Here is a 16968-nt window from a genome sequence, read left to right as displayed (position 1 = left end):
CATTTCTTTAATTCTTTAATTTTATAGTGGTAATTTATCTTTTAATAGAACCTTAGAGTCAGATGCAACAACTCTTATTTCTAATTCTATTCCCTTTTTGTTTAACTCTTTGAAAGATGAAATATCTTGATCATTTACAGAAATTGCTCCAGTTATTTGTTTCTTTCCTTCTTTAAATGACATTCCTCCAATATTTACGCTTTCAATACCTACTCCAGCTTCAACTAATCTTAAAACATCTGTAGGATTAGTAAATAATAATAAAGCTTTAAAATCATTTTTAGGGTTATTGTATACTCTTATAGCTTTATCAACGTTTAAAACATGTGCTTTTATTCCTGGAGGAGCTACTTGCACTAATAATGTACTTCTAAGCTCATCCTTTGCAACCTCGTCACTTACTACTATTATTTTTTCACACCCAGTTACCTTCGACCAAACTGTTGCTACTTGACCATGTATTAATCTGTCATCAATTCTAGCTAAAACTATTTTCATAATTATAGAACCTCCTCATCATCATCGTTAATGTTTTTATTTATTATAAGACCTTCTTTAAACGGTCTAATGGACTCTTTACCTGAATTCTCAGCTATCTTTACAAGCTCACTTATAGAACTAGATGTTCTCGCTCCAAATACCTCAAGTAACATAGGTAAATTTACGCCTGTAACTATATCCATATTTTCATTTTCTACAACTATCGATGTAGCTGCATTAAATGGGCTTCCTCCAAAAAGATCTACTAAAAATATTAACCCATTCTCTATATCTAAAGCTTTTATAGCTTCACTATACTTTCTAGTTAAATCTTCAGTTCCTTCTCCTGGCATAAAGGTTATATATTCTACATTTTCCTGTTTTCCAAAAATCATTTCTGAGGACTTAACTAACTCTTCAGAAAATCTTCCATGGGTTGCAACAACTACTGCTGGCATAACCGCTCCTCCTTTAGAACTTTATATTCTTATTTTATATACTAATCTATTTTGTATACGTTATTTATTATAGCAATATCCATGCCAAAAAAAGTGTATCAATGAATGTAAGCCATTTCAACTAAGAAATATCACTACTTTGATACTTTCTTATGATGAAAAATACATTTTGATACACTTCTATTTATAAGCTAATACACTTTTCTTATTTTTTCTAATACTGTATCAAATTATTTCGCAAATATGATACACTTCATCTTCTGTTAGTATTATTCTGAGACTATCTTCGAATACTTTTACTGAATTTTTAACAGCCTCTAAGCAATTTGCAGTAAAATTCTTTTCTCCTCTATAAGTTAATCCAGAATTTAATACCATTCTTTCTATAGCACAAGCAACATGTATTATTAATCTAAGCTGTTCTGCATTAGATAACTTTTTATTTAAACCTTCCTCTAATAATCTAATGAAATCCATCAAAAGTCCTATAATCTTTTTAGGATTAAGATATGTTAAATACTCCTCTAAATTTTCTTCACACAATTCTCTAATTAAAAGGCTCCTACTTTCCTCTTCTCTTACTTCCACACCAGATATTATTCCTCTTAATACATTTGCACCACTTCCACCTATAAAGGATTCAAGTGAAATAAATGGTATATCTTTGCCTACGTTTTTAACCCCTACTATAGCAATGACATTTTTTGTACTCTCAAGATTTTTTACATTTTCTTCAGCACCTTTTATACCTATAGGGATAACCTCTATTTCTTCAACTGAAATGTCTTCAATTATATTCTTTACTATCTCTTTAAGTTTCTCTGCTGTTCCAACTCCAGAAGAACATACGGTTATAACTGTTTTAGGCTTTGATGAACCCTGTTTATTAGAGTTGGTATTTATAATATTACTGTATCCATTAAATTCTCTTAATGAAAAATATATTTCATCCAACTCTTCTGAAAATAAATGTCCTTTTCTAACAGCTTCTATAACTAAAGGAGTAGACACCATATCTAAAGTTCTAGTTTTTATATTTGTCCTCTCCTGTATTATCTGCCCAAAGGTTACTAGAGAACCCATGTCTACCATTAGAAGTACACCTTTTCCTTCGTTCATTTCAACAACTTTTTCCGTAACCTCTTCTAATATACTTTGTGGGCTAACATCAAGAGGCATATCTACAGCCTCAATAGGCCCTTCTTTTCCTAGTAAGTCTACTGCTACATTAACCATACTTAAGGCAGTACTACTTCCATGAGCAATTACCAATATACCTACTTTTTCACTAATAACCTTTTCTTCTTCTAAATTCTTTAATAACATGGCTAAATATATAATTTCTATTTTAGGGACTTTAACTCTAAATTTGTTTTCTATTTTATTCGCTATATCCTCCGCAACTACATACTCCTGCCCATCTTCATCTATGGAATAACCCATTCTATCTATTTTTTCCTTTGTTAAATGATCATCAGCTCTTTGTTTTAAAAATACACTTAAATGCAAACTTACAGCATATACGAATCTTTCCCCATATGTTACATTTAACCTATCTTCAGTAAACTTTTTTATATATTGTGTAAATTCAAATACATCATTATCTACAATGGATAAAAGTTTTTCTTTTACATTATTATCTTTTCTAATTTTTTTGTAGAAAGTTTTTAATTGGGCATCAATATCTTTCATGACCAAATCATGAATTACTTCTTTATTCATACCTTCATTTTTAAGAATTTCGGATTTATCTTCTATAATTCTATATAGATTAAATGGAAGCTCATAATCATCATTTTTTAATAAACTAATCTGTCCCTTAGGACTAATAATCATATTGTTATCTATAATAGATGAAATTTCTTCGAAATCCTTCCTATTATCAGAAATGACAAAAAGTCCTTTTTGAATATTAGGAGGTATGCTTTCAATATTAATTTCTATTGCGTCTCCCGATTCTAAACTGTTTAAAAATGCAGTTGCACATATTAATTGTATATTCGACTTTAGCTTACCTATGTTCCCCGTATAAGAACTACCAATCAAGGCTTTTATAACTTCCCTAGCTACTATAACCTTTTTATTTACTCTATTGGCTTCAGCTGAAAACATATGTTTTATAAGTTCCAATCTTTCTTCCAAGGGTCTTTTCTGAAGTGATGGTATTGTAATTGTTACTGGAATTCTTCTTAAAAAAGTTGCTAACAATGATGACTTAGGTTCTTCAGTAGTTGCTCCTATAATAAGTACATTTGCTCTTCTTTTTCTATCGCTTTCTCCTAATTTATTATAAGTTCCAGTATCCATGAAGTAGAATATCATTTCTTGCCCTTCTGGACTTAATCTATGAATCTCATCTAAAAATAATATTCCTCCATCTGCCTTTTCTACGATTCCCTCTTTTTCTGTATCTGCACCTGTAAAAGCACCTTTAATGTGTCCAAATATATGAGAAAGAAGTAGTTGAGGATTATTTCCATAATCCGCACAATTAAAAACTATAAATGGTGCATTATCTTTAAATCTTTTAGAGAATTTAGCATAGTTAAACATCATATTTGCAAATAAAGTTTTCCCTACCCCAGTTTCTCCTAATATTAATGTATGTAGTCCATTTGGAGGATACATTATCGCTGCCTTTGATTGATTTATAGCTTGTTTTAAACTCCCCTCAGCTCCTATTAAGTAATCAAAAGGTGAATTAGTCATCTTACTTTCTTCACCAAATAGTTCACTAAGCTCGCGTATCTCCACTTGTCTCTCTACTATTTCTACATTTAATAATTCCTCTAACCTTCTTTTGCTGAAATATTTAACAGGTCTTTCTTTGATCTTAATCACTAAATCGGATTTATATAATTCATTTAATTCTTTACTTACATTATTCCTTAATATATCTAATCTATCTGCTATCTCTATTGCAGAAAACCCTTTAATTTCTTTAAAGTCTTCTACAGTAAAGTCTTTAGTTTCATTCATTAAAAAATTATAGATTTTATCTATTCTTTTCATTGTTTCACTGATCACTTCCTTCTAATTGGATATACTAATAATAGCATTAATTCCAAAAAAATAAATCCTCAAAATATCGAGGATTTATTGAAATTTATTTTTCATTATATTCATTTACTATTTTCTGCACTAATTTTTTAATAACACTTGCTTGCGCAATCAAAGATAATACTAATAAAAATATCTTTATTCTTTCTTCATCTTTGTCTTCCAGATTTAAATCTTTTACTATATTTTCTAATTTTGAATCATGTAATACAGATGAGTTTTTTATATCATTAAAACTTTCACTTTGTATATCTGAAAATATTTTATAAGCAGACTCCCAGTCAATTATATCATCTGCTCTAAGATTTATTTCATTAAATGCTAGTTTAAATACCTTTTTTATTTCCTCTGTAGTAAGTACTGGTCTCATATAACTAAGTAATACTAATTGTGCTAAATGAACTTTAGTATATCCTCTTTTTTTACCATCTTCTGGCTTAGTTATAACTTCACTTTTTATATAGTTCTGAACTATATTATTTGTATATTTATCGTCAACAAATTTATCATTTAAGTAATCTATAACTTGTGATAAAAATAAGTCATATTTAGGTAAATCATCATAAGATATCATATTATTTTTAGACATCTCTTCTGCCAACTTCGCAATGTATTCTTCATCAAATCTTTTTTCATCCATAAGAGTACCTCCACATTAAAATCCACTATATCTGTTATTATATAGTATACCAAAACTCTTTACAAGTTATCATCAATTTATTAATAATATTTTATTTTAATAAATCCTTATTTTAAGACCCTTAGAGTTACAATCCACAGTTATAAACAAGTTATCAACATATATTGTGGATAACTTCAAAAATTATGTGAATATAAATTTATTACATCCATTTTTATCCACATAATTCACATTTACCCTGTGGATTATCTGTTTATTACTTGTGGAACACCTGTTGAATAGTTAGCTATTTATCAACATTTTTCTCTAATATGCTTTTGTCAATATAAATACTTCAACAAATAATTTTTTATAAAACATGAGTTTTTATATTTTTTTAATATTTTAATTATAATAATAAAAAAAATTTATATATATTGTAATGAATTATATAATAAATTGTTACATAAAATAACTATCTTAGTATTATTCGTCAAACTAACTAATTATTTATTTATATTTCTGTAACTTATACTTTTTATTGACATATAATATATAGAATCATTGTTAATATAATCCTTATTTTATATACACTTTCGACATATAATCTTTATTTATGGTAAGTTATTACTTTTTTATCACAGAAATTTAATTTTCTAAAAATATTATTATTCTTCATATATCCAACTATATTATATCCCTGAAACCTTTATAAATACTTATTTTATTCATTTCATCTATATAATATTATTACCATTTATTTGAAAACTATACTATTGACATTTCAATTATTTGGTATTATATTAATCTTAGATGTTATTTAAGTAAGAAATTTGTAAATATTGCAGTTATTTAGAGAAAATGTATTGACTTTAAATTACATCTTTGCTAATATTAATATACGAAATGTCGAATGTTGTAAAACGAGGAGGAAATTTATATGAAATCAACAGGTGTAGTAAGAAGAGTTGACGAGTTAGGAAGAATAGTTATTCCAATAGAGCTAAGAAGAACATTAGATATCGCTGAAAAGGATGCTCTAGAAATATATGTAGACGGTGAGCAAATCATATTAAAGAAATATGAGCCAGCTTGCATATTCTGCGGAGATGCAAGAGATGTTACTAACTACAAGGGAAAAAATATATGCAAGAACTGTATGGCTGAATTAAAAAAATAATTAACATTATTTTTAATCCATAAATAAATCAATATGTATATATGGTTAAAAAAGCACTTCAACCCCAAGAAGTGCTTTTTTATTATAGATCAGTTGAATATTTATATACCTCTGACTTAGGCATACTTCTTTCTTTTGCAACTAATTTAATTGCTTCTTTTTTACTATATCCTCTATCTACATAAAGTATTATATGTTCTTCCACCGTAGTGTTTTCCCATTTAGCCTTTTGTTCTAAGTCTATTTCCTCTTGACTTTTCCCTTCAATTACAACTACAAACTCTCCTCTTGGGTTATTTGTATTAAAATGTTCTATAACCTCTAAAATTGATCCACGTACTATTTGTTCATGAAGTTTAGTTAACTCCCTACAAATAGCCACTTTTCTATCTCCTAATTCATCATGAAGAAAACTTAAGGTTTCTTTAATCCTGTGTGGAGCCTCATAAAATACCAGTGTTTCTTTATGGTTTTTTATTTCACTAATTAATACTCTTCTTTCTTTATTTTCTCTAGGTACAAAACCTCTAAAAGTAAACTTAGTTGTATCTAATCCTGAATTAACTAACGCTGTTATTATTGCAGTTGCCCCTGGTAATACTTCAAATTCAACTTCTTCTTCTATACATCTTTTAATAATCACACTACCAGGATCAGATATCCCCGGAGAACCAGCATCACTAACTAAAGCTACAATTTCTCCACCTCTTACCCTATTTATTATCTCTTCTGATTTCGTTAATTCATTATGTTGATGATAACTTATCAGTTGTTTTTTGATATTAAAATGATTAAGAAGTTTTATTGTTTGTCTAGTATCTTCAGCCGCAATAACATTACACTCTTTCAAAACATCTAAAGCTCTTATAGTTATATCCTTTAAATTACCTATTGGAGTAGGTACTATATATAATTTACCCATTATCTTTCTCCCTTCCATATATACGCTCTATTTCCTCGCTATAGCCTCCACAATCATTATATACATATAAAGGTGCTTCCCACTTAAGAAAAGCCCCTCCATCCCTCTGTGCCTCAATTAACACTATATTAGGAGGTTTTTTTGTATTGGGATGAATCATTCTAATTCTTTTAGGTTCTATTTTATGCTTTCTCATCAAACATAAAATATCCGCCAATCTTTCTGGTCTATGTACCATATATAATTTGCCATTATCTTTTAGTAAAATCCTGGCGCCTATTATTACATCCTCTAATGAGCATAAAATTTCATGTCTAGCTACAGCAAGTTTATCACTGCTATTTATTATTCCTGAAGAATTAAGTTTGTATGGGGGATTTACTGTTATAACATCAGCTTTCTCTATTGTTTTCATAAGTTTTATATCTTTAATATCCCCTTTAATAAACTGTACCTTCTCCTGTGCATTATTTATTTCTACGCTTCTTTTTGCCATTTCGACAAATTCTTCTTGTATCTCAATACCGAGAATACTCTCAGGAGATTTTTTCCCATATATTATAAATGGTACTATTCCTGTTCCAGTACAAATATCAATTACTCTATGCTTTCTTTTTACTTCTGCAAAATTAGCTAATAGTACCGCATCTATCCCAAATCTAAAGGCTTTCTTTTTTTGAATAAGATGAATTCCATTAAGCTGTAGGTCATCAAGGGTCTCGTCATCTTTAATAAAGCTATTTATATCCAAATTCATCACACTCCAAATATCTATTACTTATCCATTATAAAGATTAATTATAAAAACTTCAAAAAAAATTAAGAGGATGTTTTAAACACCCTCTAAAATAAACTATATTCTATTTCACTCTTCTAGCTGTGTAGAAGGACCAAATATTTGATACTTTAACTACATCTCCTGTTTGCGGTGCATGAATCATTTGACCTCCTCCTACATATATACCTACATGATGAGAACTAGTAAAGACTAAATCTCCAACCTGAAGGTTAGAATAACTCACTGGAGTTCCGTTACCCATTTGAGCATCTGTATCTCTACCTATAGATATACCTGCTTGTCTATATACGTATTGAGTAAATCCTGAACAATCAAATGAATTAGGTCCGGTTGCCGCCCAACGATATGGCACTCCTAATTTACTATATGCTATAGAAAGAATTGCTGAATCCGATGCAGATCCTGCTCCATCACCTCTACTTAAAGATGGTGCTGTTTTTTGCTGAACTAAACTTTTAGCTTTTTCTATTAAGTCAAATAGTTCGCTATCAGCTTGAGAACTTTTAACATTCTTTCTTAGAGATCTTAATGTTGTTATAGCATTATTTAAATCATCAACTGAACTACTTGAATTATTTACTATATTAGCAAAAGGCCTATATAGATTTCTTTCAACTGTAATTAAATCATCCGCTATCTTATCATATTCTGCTTTAGCTTGATCAACATAAACTTGTTGTTCTGCTTTTTTAACATTTAGTTCTTCTAATTTCACTTTATTATCTTTATTTAAATCTTCAAGTTCTTGAATCTTAGTTTTCAACGTCGCAATGTGTTCATCATATTCTTTTTTCTTTTCATTAAGCTCATCTATGATTTGCTTATCTAAGCTCATTATCTTACCAACTGCCTGAGCCTTAGAAACAAAGTCTCCTAAGCTATTAGCACTTAATAAAAGTCCTATGTAGCTTTCTTGTCCACCTGATTTGTATAGAGCTCTCATTCTAGCTCCAAAAACCTCTTCTTTTTCAGCTAATTCTTTTTGACTTTTTTCAATTTCTTTTTTAGTATTATCAATTTCTTTATTTGTATTTGCTATCTTAGTATTATTTTCATCCACAGCTATTGCTATTGGTTGAATTTGTGCATCTAATTCATCTACTTTATTCTTTAACTCCGAATACTTACTTTTTGCATCTGCCGCCTTTGCACCCTTTTCGTTAAGTTCCTGCTGTTGCTGCTCTGTTAAAGGTTCTGCCCATACTTGTACACCTGTTCCGAATACTAGCGAGGCTGCAAGTAAAGCTGATATTGCCTTCTTCTTCATAAACACCTTGGCATTACTAAGCGAATAAGTAATACCTTCCCCCCTTCAATTAATTAGTAAACTGTTATAAGTATAACACTTTTCCTATTTACAACCAATCCCAATTCGTCCAACAATTAAAATTTTACAATTTATTAAAAACTGCCACAACCTATCCAACATTAAAGTTGTCAGATAAAATGTTTACAGTCCATTGTATTTGTAAATACAAACATGTTGTGAACAAAATATTATTAGTTGTTTTACCTATTATAATTCTATGCTCCATATAAGTATATTATAATATTTAGTTAAATATCAAGCGTAAAGTGCTACAAATCAAAAGACCTTGCTTCTTAATACATAAACAAGGTCTTTAACTATTTATTTATATTTAGCACTTAGTCTTCCTTGGATTAATCCGGCTGATATCATAATTACAGCATAAGCTCCCACTATGTACAATGAATACTCTTTAAAAAAGTAATCCACAACCCCTAATAGTACACCTATTCCCCCTAAGCATAAATTAAAAAACGCATTAAATCTAACATAAGCCGTTTTATCATTAGCGATACTTGCACTCTCTATAATACCTCTTACTTTTTTACTTAACAAAATGCTTGTTCCTAATATTAGAAACCAAAGGCTTGCTAGCACCATGATCACAGTAGTTCCTCTCATAGCAATTTACCTCCCTTTATTTTATAAACTAAAGGTATTATATACACTGTATAAATAAAAGTAAATACAGTCTTAGAATATTTTAATTAAAATTATTGACATCTTTAAAGAAACTATTTATAATAATCTATGTGCTACGGGGTGTAGCGCAGATGGGAGCGCGCGTGGTTTGGGACCATGAGGTCGCAGGTTCAATCCCTGTCACCCCGACCAAAAAAAAGAATTGCTTAGGCAATTCTTTTTTTTATATAACAATACTTCTTAATTTACTTATTACATCTAAAATATCTTCTATAGTTTGCTCATAACTCTTATTTTTTTCCTGTAATGACATATTAGTTGCATTTAAAGCCTCTTTAAGTTTTTTCTCCTGTGCCAAAAATCCTTCTACTGAGTTAATATATATTTTTAATTCTTCAGTTCTGCTTTTAAGCTTTTCTATATCATTAATAATACTACTAACTTCCTTTTTTAGTCCTTCAACACTATCATCATCATTTACTAACTCATCGTTATAGTTATTCCCATCATTATTATCATCAAGTTTTATAGGTGCTATCCCCTCTTCTGAGTAGCTTGACTCTATTTCCTTAACTAACTCTAATACCTTCATTCCATAGTCATCTAAAGGTGACCAATTTCCCGATAAGTCTTCTATATATTTTGCTTTACCTAATAAATAAGGAAAATGTCTAGGATCCCTACTTATTCTTTTAGGATAAATAACGCCTCCTGCATAAAGTCCTAAATGATCTAAATGAGCCTCAACACCACTTGTCCAATTGTTAAATGTTGCATATCCTCCATTTTCATCATTTACATCATTACTTATCCTTAATCCACATGGATTCTTATACTCGTTCTTAAAAACCCCATTAAAAGTTCCTAAATTAGTTTCTATAGCACTTTGTGCATATGCTACTACTGGATTTACTCCAGACTCAATAGATGTATTCCAATAAATTTCTGCAAGTGCAATAAACTCTTCTGTAGCTCCCTTTTTTCTAGCCCATTGAAATGCTTGATACTTTGTTGCAGTAGATGTTGATATTATAGGGGTTCTCGAATTAATAACTATGTCTTCATCTATTCCCATAGAAATTTCTTCTCTTCCAATATGTCTAAGAAAACCATTAGCTATAGAAAGTGCTATTTTGTCTCTAAAGTAATCTTCTTTAAGCAACGCTTCTTCTTTTGAGTTACTAATGAAACACGTTTCTACTAAAATTGCTGGCATCTCAGTTTCTTTTAGAACCGTAAAATTAGCAAACTTTACACCTCTATTTTTTAAACTAACACCAGAGACTATCTTATCTAACACATTAGTAGCTAACCTCTCGCCTTCATCACCTTTAGTAAATGTATAAACTTCCGTTCCCTCAGCACTATCTACACCCGAGCTATTAATATGAATACTCATAAAACATCTAGCTTTATTTTTATTAGCAATTTTAGCTCTCTCTTCTAAAGTCACATATCTGTCATCATTTCTAGTCAAAATTACAGATATCTGTTTCTTATCCAAATACTCTTTAATCTTATTTGCAATGTCCAAGGTTAAAGATTTTTCTACCAAAGAGCCTTCTCCTCTAGCCCCATAATCTGATCCTCCGTGACCCGGATCTATAACTAAATCTACCATATCCACCTTCCTAAATAAATTACTACATATAATATATATTTTGTAACTTACATAATTATTTCACTTCTTCCTTATCAGACATAATATTTTCATAATATTTTTCGCTTTTTGAAGCAGCTACACAAAGACTCCAAAATATAAGTATTAAAAATATATAAATTCCTATCAATATTTTCATAAGTTTTCTCTCCTATAATCATAATAGTTATAAATAATGGTTAATCTAACAAATAGAAAAGTTTACTAAATTAGTATTTACACTTAGGAGGAATATTATGAAAAAAATTTACGAAGACTTATTTAAAGAATTAGTTAAATCCTATTATGATGGAAATTTTAATTCAACCTTAGAAAATATAATGAATTCTCCAAACTTTGATAAGATTGAAGCTATGTCTGTAATCTCTTCATTATGTGGTGTTGATGTTAAAGCTGATGAAAATTTCATTTATAACCTAAAGAAAGCTATTACAAACTATAAGGTTAGAGAAAAAATAATTGAAAAAGTTTCCTCTTGTTCTAGAGACTGTACTTCTGAAGCTGGTGAGAAAACCAAGTGTCAAACCGCCTGTCCCTTTGATGCTATTTTAGATGATCCAATAAAGGGAACTACTTATATAGAAACTGAACTTTGTACTGACTGTGGCATATGCGTGGATGTTTGTGATAGTGGTAAATTTATAGATAGGATTGAATTTATACCAATAATAGATTTACTAAAAAATAATAAAAAAGTAATAGCAGCTGTTGCTCCTGCAATATCTGGTCAATGGGGATCTGATGTAACAATGGACCAATATAGAGCTGCTTTTATAAAAATGGGATTCTCAGACATGATAGAAGTTGCTTTTACAGCTGATATGTTAACCATAAAAGAAGCTGTAGAATTTAATCATCACGTTAATAAAGATGGTGACATTATGATAACCTCTTGTTGCTGTCCTATGTGGGTTGGTATGTTAAAAAAAGTATATCATGATTTAGTTAAAGATGTTTCCCCTTCTGTGTCTCCTATGATTGCAGCAGGAAGAGTTTTAAAAGAGTTGAATCCAGATGTTAAGGTTGTATTCATAGGTCCTTGTATAGCTAAAAAAGCAGAGGCTAGAGATAAGGATATCTCAGATGCTATTGATTACGTGCTTACCTTTGAAGAATTAAAAGGAATATTTGAAGTTTTAGATATTAAACCAAATGAACTTCAAGGAATCCCTTCAATAGAATATGCTTCAAGAGGAGGAAGATTGTATGCAAGAACTGGTGGAGTTTCAATAGCTGTATCAGAAGCAGTTGAAGAACTTTTTCCTGAAAAACATATAAAACTAAAAACTGCTCAAGCTAACGGGGTAAAGGAATGTAAAGAAATATTAGAAAAAGCTAAGGCCGGAGAACTAGATGCCAATTTTATAGAAGGAATGGGTTGTGTTGGAGGATGTGTCGGCGGCCCTAAAGCCCTAATTCCTAAAGAACATGGTAAAACCTCAGTTGATGAATTTGCCTACAATTCAGCCGTTAAGGTAGCTACTCATAGCGATATTATGAAAGAAGTTTTAAGTAAGGTTGGTATAGATTCCTTAGAGGATTTTAAGAGTAAAGAAAAAATTAAAATCTTTGAAAGAGAATTTAGCTAAACTGTTTCATTAATGCAGTATATAGAGTTTGATATGCTGCATTAAAAATTATTATGATATTGAACTTAATAACTTTTTAATATACTATAAAAATAACATTAGGAATTTGGGGGAGATATATTTGTTTAAAGATGTACAAGCTGCAATATTTGATTTAGATGGAACTCTTATAGACTCAATGTGGATTTGGGATGAAATTAATATAACTTATTTAGAAAGTAAGGGAGCAAAAAGACCTTCTGATTTAGAAGAAAAAATAAATCATTTAAGTTTTAAGCAGACCGCTCAGTATTTTAAGGACAATTTTAATCTAAAAGAATCTACAGATGAAATAGTTAAAGAAATTAACGATTTAGCCTATGATAATTATTTGAATAAAGCCAGACTTAAACCTGGAGCTAAAAAATTATTAAGCTATTTAAAATCTAATGGCATTAAACTAGCTCTTGCTACTTCAAATTCATCACCTTTATTAGATATAGCTTTAGAAAGTAATGATATTAAGGATTTTTTTGATAACATCACAACTACGAATGAGGTTACTAGAGGAAAAAACTTTCCTGATGTATATCTTTTAGCTGCAAAGCGTTTAGGTGTGACTCCAGATAAGTGTATTGTTTTTGAAGACATACCCGCTGCTGTAGAAGGTGCTAAGGCTGCTGGAATGAAAGTTGTAGCAGTATATGATGAACATTCATCTAAGCATAGGGAAAAACTTATTAATAGTGCTGATAAGTATATTGAAGATTTCACTGAATTAGCTGTATAAAAAAAGCAGGAGATTTTAAAAATCTCCTGCCTTTATATTATTAATCTTCTTTTTCATTCATTATTCCTAGTGAATCAAATATCATAAAGCTTACACTTAAAATCATGGCAACTATAGTAGCTAGTCCCATTCCTTTTAATTCTACAGCTCCTAATTTTACAGTTATACCACTTAATCCTATTACAAAAATTACTGATGTTAAAATTAGGTTTCTTGACTTAGCAAAATCCACACCTTTTTCTATAAAAGTTCTTAAACCAGATGTAGCTATAGTTCCAAATAGAAGTAAACTAACTCCTCCTATTACTGGTACTGGTATACTGCTAATTAAAGCTGATAGCTTTCCTGAAAAACCTAATACTATAGATATAAGACCAGCTCCACATATAACATATACACTATAAACTTTAGTTAATGCCATAACCCCTATGTTTTCACCATAAGTTGTTGTTGGAACTGAACCAAAAAATCCTGATAGTGCTGTTGATAATCCATCTCCAAGAAGCGATCTATGTAGTCCTGGATCTTCAGATAAATCTTTTCCAACTATACTACTAGTTACTGCTAAATGACCTATATGCTCAGCTACTACTACAAAAGTTGCTGGTAATATTGTCATTATTGCTGTGAAATCAAATTTAGCTATGTTAATATCCGGTGTTACAAAGAAACTTGCTTGTCCAAGCGCTGTAAAATCAACTAATCCATTAGCGTATGCTGCAATATAACCTACCACAACACCTATTAATATAGGAATAACTTTTAAGAATCCTCTTAGTAATACACTACTTAAAATTACTGCTGCTAAAGTTATCATAGATACTAATATCCATTTAGGATTAGAAAACTCCGGATTATTAGATCCACCTACTGCGAATCCAGCCATATCTGCTGCTGTTGGTGCTAATTCTAATCCAATGATTGTAACTATAGCTCCCATAGCTGCTGGTGGGAATAATTTGTTTATCCAACCTGTTCCTGTAAATTTAACTATTATAGCAATTGTAGCAAAAATTAAACCTGAAACGACAAATCCACCTTGTGCATGTTGGAAGGTATACCCTTCACTATACAATAGAAAAACTGGTGCAAGATATGCGAAACTAGATCCTAAATATGCAGGTATCTTCTTTTTAGTAAGGAATGCATATAATAATGTACCTATACCGTTAAAAAATAATACTGTCGCTGGATCTATTCCAAAAAGAATTGGTACTAATACTGATGATCCAAACATTGCAAATAAATGCTGGATACTTAAAGGAATTGCTCTCTTTAGTGGCACACTCTCATTTACATCTACCACTGATACTTGTAATTGTTCATTATTCATTTGTTTATCCCCCTTGCTAGTCTCTCTGGACTAAGTTAAAAGCTTTTATAACTATAACATCTTTTATATTATATTTCAACATATTATGACTAAAATAATTTAGTTATAATCTCCCAATGATTAAATTCTTTAATATTTTCAATAAAAAACTCTAGATCTTAACAATCTAGAGCGATTTTATTATTTTCTATCTATAGTATACTTTGTACTTAATTCTCCAATTAAATCAAAATATTTCTTTTGTTGAGTCTCTTGAAGTAATTGATTTACAACTCCATCCTTAACTTCTTCAAAATCTAAATCTTTACCAGCATTTTTAGCTTCTACCTTTATCAAGTGATATCCAAATTGAGTTTTAACAGGTTCAGTTACAACGCCTATCTCTGATGCAAATGCAGCTTCTTCAAACTCAGGAACCATCATTCCTCTTGAGAATGAACCTAAATTACCACCTTGTTCCTTAGATGGACATGATGAATATTGACTAGCAGCTTCTTCAAATGTTACGGTATTTGATTCTATTTCTTTTTTAATTTTATTTGCTTCTTCCTCTGAACTTATTAAAATATGTTTTGCTGTCACATTTTCTGGTTCTGAAAACATACTTCTATTTTCTTCATAGTATTTTAAAGCTTCATCATCAGTAACAGTTACTTCTGATATTACTTTATTAATAACCATTTGAGTTAAAAGTTCTTTTTTAAACTTTTCTACTTCTGTTTCAAATTCTTTAGTTTTATCTAAAGAAGCTTCTTTTCCAAATTGGAACATTAATTCAAATGAAATCATTTGTTCTAATAATTGTTTTTTACCTTGCTCTGTTGCAAACATCCCTCTTCTATCTTGAGGATACTTTAAAATAGCTTGTTGTAAATCCATCTCAGTTATTTCATTACCAGCTACAACTGCCAAAACTTTATTTTCCATACATAATCTCCTTTATATATAAACTTAACACTCTAACATAATAACACATATAAGAAAATTAATACACTAAAGAACTCCATATTATCGTTTAACTTCCTTTTCCTTGATGATTAATAATAATTATTATATAATAAAATCATATACTTAGGAGGTAATAATTATGTCAAAAATAGAAATTGAAAATCTAGCACCTGACTTCATATTAAAAGGATCAGATGGAGAAACACATAAACTAAGTGATTATCTTGGGAAAAAGGTTGTTCTTTATTTCTACCCAAAAGACAACACTCCAGGATGCTCTACACAAGCCTGTGACTTTAGAGATAGTATACCTACTATAACTAACGAAAATGCTGTTGTAATTGGTATAAGTAAAGATAGTTTAGCCTCTCATGATAAATTTATTGCTAAATTCGGATTACCATTTTTATTGTTAAGTGATGAAGATAAAGAAGTTTGTGCGCTATATGATGTATTAAAAGAGAAAAATATGTATGGAAGAAAAACCATTGGCATAGAAAGAAGCACTTTTTTAATTGATGAAAAAGGTATTCTAAGAAAAGAATTTAGAAAAGTCAAAGTAAAAGATCATATTAATGATGTTATAGAAAACTTAAAAAAACTGTAGGAATATTAATTCCTACAGTTTTTTAATTACTGATTTTATATTCTTATTTTTATATTTTCTATATGAAGAGAAGGCCAGAGATCCTAATACTCCTAAAACTCCACCTAAAGAAAATCCAAACATAACATTGTCTACAACCACACCAATCAATACACCTAGACCCGCACCTAATGCAATTCCTTTTGCTAAATAATCATTTTCTTCTTCAGTTAAAGAAATCTTGTTAAAAACCTCCTTCATAAACCTCACCAACCCTTTTATTAAAATCTTATTATTGATTATTATATCCTCAATATATTAAGATTTTCTTACATTCTGCTTAAGGTAATATTAAATATACTTAAATTTTTATTTACATCTAGTTAATATATTTTAAAAAACAGAAACAAAAAATCACAGCTTTCACTGTGATTTTATCCAACTTGTAAACATCAACTAATTAATGTTAATTATCGGAGTTTTGATAGAGTTTTTACCGTTAACTCAAGAGAAAAATATAAGCCTAGTTAATACTAGGCTTATGGTGGCTCGAGCAGGAATCGAACCAGCGACACGAGGATTTTCAGTCCTCTGCTCTACCGACTGAGCTATCG

The 16968-nt window shown here is 29.8% G+C and carries 17 protein-coding genes and 1 tRNA gene; 5 read left to right on the top strand and 13 right to left on the bottom strand.

Going from position 1 to position 16968, the window contains the following annotated elements:
- Positions 1–21: 21 nt before the first annotated feature.
- From L1S49_RS21185 to L1S49_RS21170, 4 genes are all read right to left on the bottom strand, one after another.
- Positions 22–498 carry a mannose/fructose/sorbose PTS transporter subunit IIB gene (locus L1S49_RS21185; protein WP_021803658.1) on the bottom strand — a complete coding sequence of 159 codons (477 nt, stop codon included), beginning with the start codon at positions 496–498 and terminating at the stop codon, positions 22–24.
- A 2-nt stretch (positions 499–500) separates the two neighbouring features.
- Positions 501–938 (bottom strand): mannose/fructose/sorbose PTS transporter subunit IIA, encoded by a 438-nt coding sequence (locus L1S49_RS21180; RefSeq protein ID WP_238907310.1) that lies wholly within the window; start codon positions 936–938, stop codon positions 501–503.
- A gap of 225 nt (positions 939–1163) precedes the next feature.
- Positions 1164–3950, bottom strand: a complete 2787-nt coding sequence (locus L1S49_RS21175) for a sigma-54-dependent transcriptional regulator (protein WP_238907309.1) — start codon at positions 3948–3950, stop codon at positions 1164–1166.
- A gap of 94 nt (positions 3951–4044) precedes the next feature.
- Positions 4045–4638, bottom strand: a complete 594-nt coding sequence (locus L1S49_RS21170; RefSeq protein ID WP_181602201.1) for a DUF1836 domain-containing protein — start codon at positions 4636–4638, stop codon at positions 4045–4047.
- 919 nt (positions 4639–5557) lie between these two features.
- On the opposite strand from L1S49_RS21170, the gene L1S49_RS21165 reads away from it, so the two are divergent.
- Complete coding sequence (locus L1S49_RS21165) at positions 5558–5797, top strand: AbrB/MazE/SpoVT family DNA-binding domain-containing protein (protein WP_021803662.1); 240 nt, start codon at positions 5558–5560, stop codon at positions 5795–5797.
- Positions 5798–5879: 82 nt separating this feature from the next.
- Here L1S49_RS21165 and rsmI read toward each other — a convergent pair whose 3' ends face one another.
- The 4 genes from rsmI to L1S49_RS21145 form a co-directional block, all read right to left on the bottom strand.
- Positions 5880–6719: a 16S rRNA (cytidine(1402)-2'-O)-methyltransferase gene (gene rsmI, locus L1S49_RS21160; RefSeq protein WP_238907308.1), complete on the bottom strand. Its 840-nt coding sequence runs from the start codon at positions 6717–6719 to the stop codon at positions 5880–5882.
- Positions 6712–7476 carry a tRNA1(Val) (adenine(37)-N6)-methyltransferase gene (locus L1S49_RS21155; RefSeq protein ID WP_238907307.1) on the bottom strand — a complete coding sequence of 255 codons (765 nt, stop codon included), beginning with the start codon at positions 7474–7476 and terminating at the stop codon, positions 6712–6714. Before L1S49_RS21155 ends, rsmI begins: the two co-directional genes overlap by 8 nt.
- Before the next feature lie 103 nt (positions 7477–7579).
- A complete protein-coding gene (locus L1S49_RS21150; protein WP_238907306.1) occupies positions 7580–8785 on the bottom strand; it encodes a C40 family peptidase in 1206 nt (401 codons plus the stop codon).
- Positions 8786–9148: 363 nt separating this feature from the next.
- Positions 9149–9448: a hypothetical protein gene (locus L1S49_RS21145; RefSeq protein WP_021803665.1), complete on the bottom strand. Its 300-nt coding sequence runs from the start codon at positions 9446–9448 to the stop codon at positions 9149–9151.
- Between the two features lie 137 nt (positions 9449–9585).
- On the opposite strand from L1S49_RS21145, the gene L1S49_RS21140 reads away from it, so the two are divergent.
- Positions 9586–9661 (top strand) — tRNA-Pro (locus tag L1S49_RS21140).
- A 31-nt stretch (positions 9662–9692) separates the two neighbouring features.
- Here the strand turns inward: L1S49_RS21140 and L1S49_RS21135 are convergent.
- Positions 9693–11090, bottom strand: coding sequence for an N-acetylmuramoyl-L-alanine amidase (locus tag L1S49_RS21135; protein ID WP_238907305.1), 1398 nt, complete (start codon positions 11088–11090; stop codon positions 9693–9695).
- 55 nt (positions 11091–11145) lie between these two features.
- Complete coding sequence (locus L1S49_RS23325) at positions 11146–11268, bottom strand: hypothetical protein (protein WP_275299651.1); 123 nt, start codon at positions 11266–11268, stop codon at positions 11146–11148.
- 97 nt (positions 11269–11365) lie between these two features.
- Here L1S49_RS23325 and L1S49_RS21130 point away from each other — a divergent pair, with 97 nt between their 5' ends.
- Entirely contained in the window at positions 11366–12718 is a 1353-nt protein-coding gene (locus L1S49_RS21130) for a [Fe-Fe] hydrogenase large subunit C-terminal domain-containing protein (protein ID WP_238907304.1), read from the top strand.
- A gap of 121 nt (positions 12719–12839) precedes the next feature.
- The gene (locus L1S49_RS21125) at positions 12840–13487 is read left to right on the top strand and encodes an HAD family phosphatase (protein ID WP_238907303.1); all 648 of its coding nucleotides are present in this window, start codon (positions 12840–12842) and stop codon (positions 13485–13487) included.
- A 40-nt stretch (positions 13488–13527) separates the two neighbouring features.
- Here L1S49_RS21125 and uraA read toward each other — a convergent pair whose 3' ends face one another.
- A complete protein-coding gene (gene uraA, locus L1S49_RS21120; protein WP_238907302.1) occupies positions 13528–14820 on the bottom strand; it encodes a uracil permease in 1293 nt (430 codons plus the stop codon).
- A gap of 180 nt (positions 14821–15000) precedes the next feature.
- Entirely contained in the window at positions 15001–15747 is a 747-nt protein-coding gene (locus L1S49_RS21115; RefSeq protein ID WP_238907301.1) for a peptidylprolyl isomerase, read from the bottom strand.
- 160 nt (positions 15748–15907) lie between these two features.
- Here L1S49_RS21115 and bcp point away from each other — a divergent pair, with 160 nt between their 5' ends.
- The gene (bcp, locus tag L1S49_RS21110) at positions 15908–16375 is read left to right on the top strand and encodes a thioredoxin-dependent thiol peroxidase (RefSeq protein WP_238907300.1); all 468 of its coding nucleotides are present in this window, start codon (positions 15908–15910) and stop codon (positions 16373–16375) included.
- Between the two features lie 12 nt (positions 16376–16387).
- Here the strand turns inward: bcp and L1S49_RS21105 are convergent, their stop codons facing one another.
- A complete protein-coding gene (locus tag L1S49_RS21105) occupies positions 16388–16615 on the bottom strand; it encodes a hypothetical protein (protein WP_238907299.1) in 228 nt (75 codons plus the stop codon).
- Positions 16616–16968 lie beyond the last annotated feature (353 nt).

Origin of the sequence: Clostridium sp. YIM B02506, assembly GCF_022324845.1 — a bacterium.
Classification (GTDB): Bacteria; Bacillota; Clostridia; order Clostridiales; family Clostridiaceae; genus Clostridium_T; species Clostridium_T intestinale.
The sequence above is the reverse complement of the archived record's forward strand: the minus strand, read 5'-3'. Positions and strand labels throughout refer to the sequence as shown.

Excerpts from the sequence above, each read along its gene's own strand:
- L1S49_RS21185 (WP_021803658.1), bottom strand. The coding sequence starts at position 498 with ATGAAAATAGTTTTAGCTAGAATTGATGACAGATTAATACATGGTCAA.
- L1S49_RS21180 (WP_238907310.1), bottom strand. The coding sequence starts at position 938 with ATGCCAGCAGTAGTTGTTGCAACCCATGGAAGATTTTCTGAAGAGTTA.
- L1S49_RS21175 (WP_238907309.1), bottom strand. The coding sequence starts at position 3,950 with ATGAAAAGAATAGATAAAATCTATAATTTTTTAATGAATGAAACTAAA.
- L1S49_RS21170 (WP_181602201.1), bottom strand. The coding sequence starts at position 4,638 with ATGGATGAAAAAAGATTTGATGAAGAATACATTGCGAAGTTGGCAGAA.
- L1S49_RS21165 (WP_021803662.1), top strand. The coding sequence starts at position 5,558 with ATGAAATCAACAGGTGTAGTAAGAAGAGTTGACGAGTTAGGAAGAATA.
- rsmI (WP_238907308.1), bottom strand. The coding sequence starts at position 6,719 with ATGGGTAAATTATATATAGTACCTACTCCAATAGGTAATTTAAAGGAT.
- L1S49_RS21155 (WP_238907307.1), bottom strand. The coding sequence starts at position 7,476 with ATGAATTTGGATATAAATAGCTTTATTAAAGATGACGAGACCCTTGAT.
- L1S49_RS21150 (WP_238907306.1), bottom strand. The coding sequence starts at position 8,785 with ATGAAGAAGAAGGCAATATCAGCTTTACTTGCAGCCTCGCTAGTATTC.
- L1S49_RS21145 (WP_021803665.1), bottom strand. The coding sequence starts at position 9,448 with ATGAGAGGAACTACTGTGATCATGGTGCTAGCAAGCCTTTGGTTTCTA.
- L1S49_RS21135 (WP_238907305.1), bottom strand. The coding sequence starts at position 11,090 with ATGGTAGATTTAGTTATAGATCCGGGTCACGGAGGATCAGATTATGGG.
- L1S49_RS23325 (WP_275299651.1), bottom strand. The coding sequence starts at position 11,268 with ATGAAAATATTGATAGGAATTTATATATTTTTAATACTTATATTTTGG.
- L1S49_RS21130 (WP_238907304.1), top strand. The coding sequence starts at position 11,366 with ATGAAAAAAATTTACGAAGACTTATTTAAAGAATTAGTTAAATCCTAT.
- uraA (WP_238907302.1), bottom strand. The coding sequence starts at position 14,820 with ATGAATAATGAACAATTACAAGTATCAGTGGTAGATGTAAATGAGAGT.
- L1S49_RS21115 (WP_238907301.1), bottom strand. The coding sequence starts at position 15,747 with ATGGAAAATAAAGTTTTGGCAGTTGTAGCTGGTAATGAAATAACTGAG.
- bcp (WP_238907300.1), top strand. The coding sequence starts at position 15,908 with ATGTCAAAAATAGAAATTGAAAATCTAGCACCTGACTTCATATTAAAA.
- L1S49_RS21105 (WP_238907299.1), bottom strand. The coding sequence starts at position 16,615 with ATGAAGGAGGTTTTTAACAAGATTTCTTTAACTGAAGAAGAAAATGAT.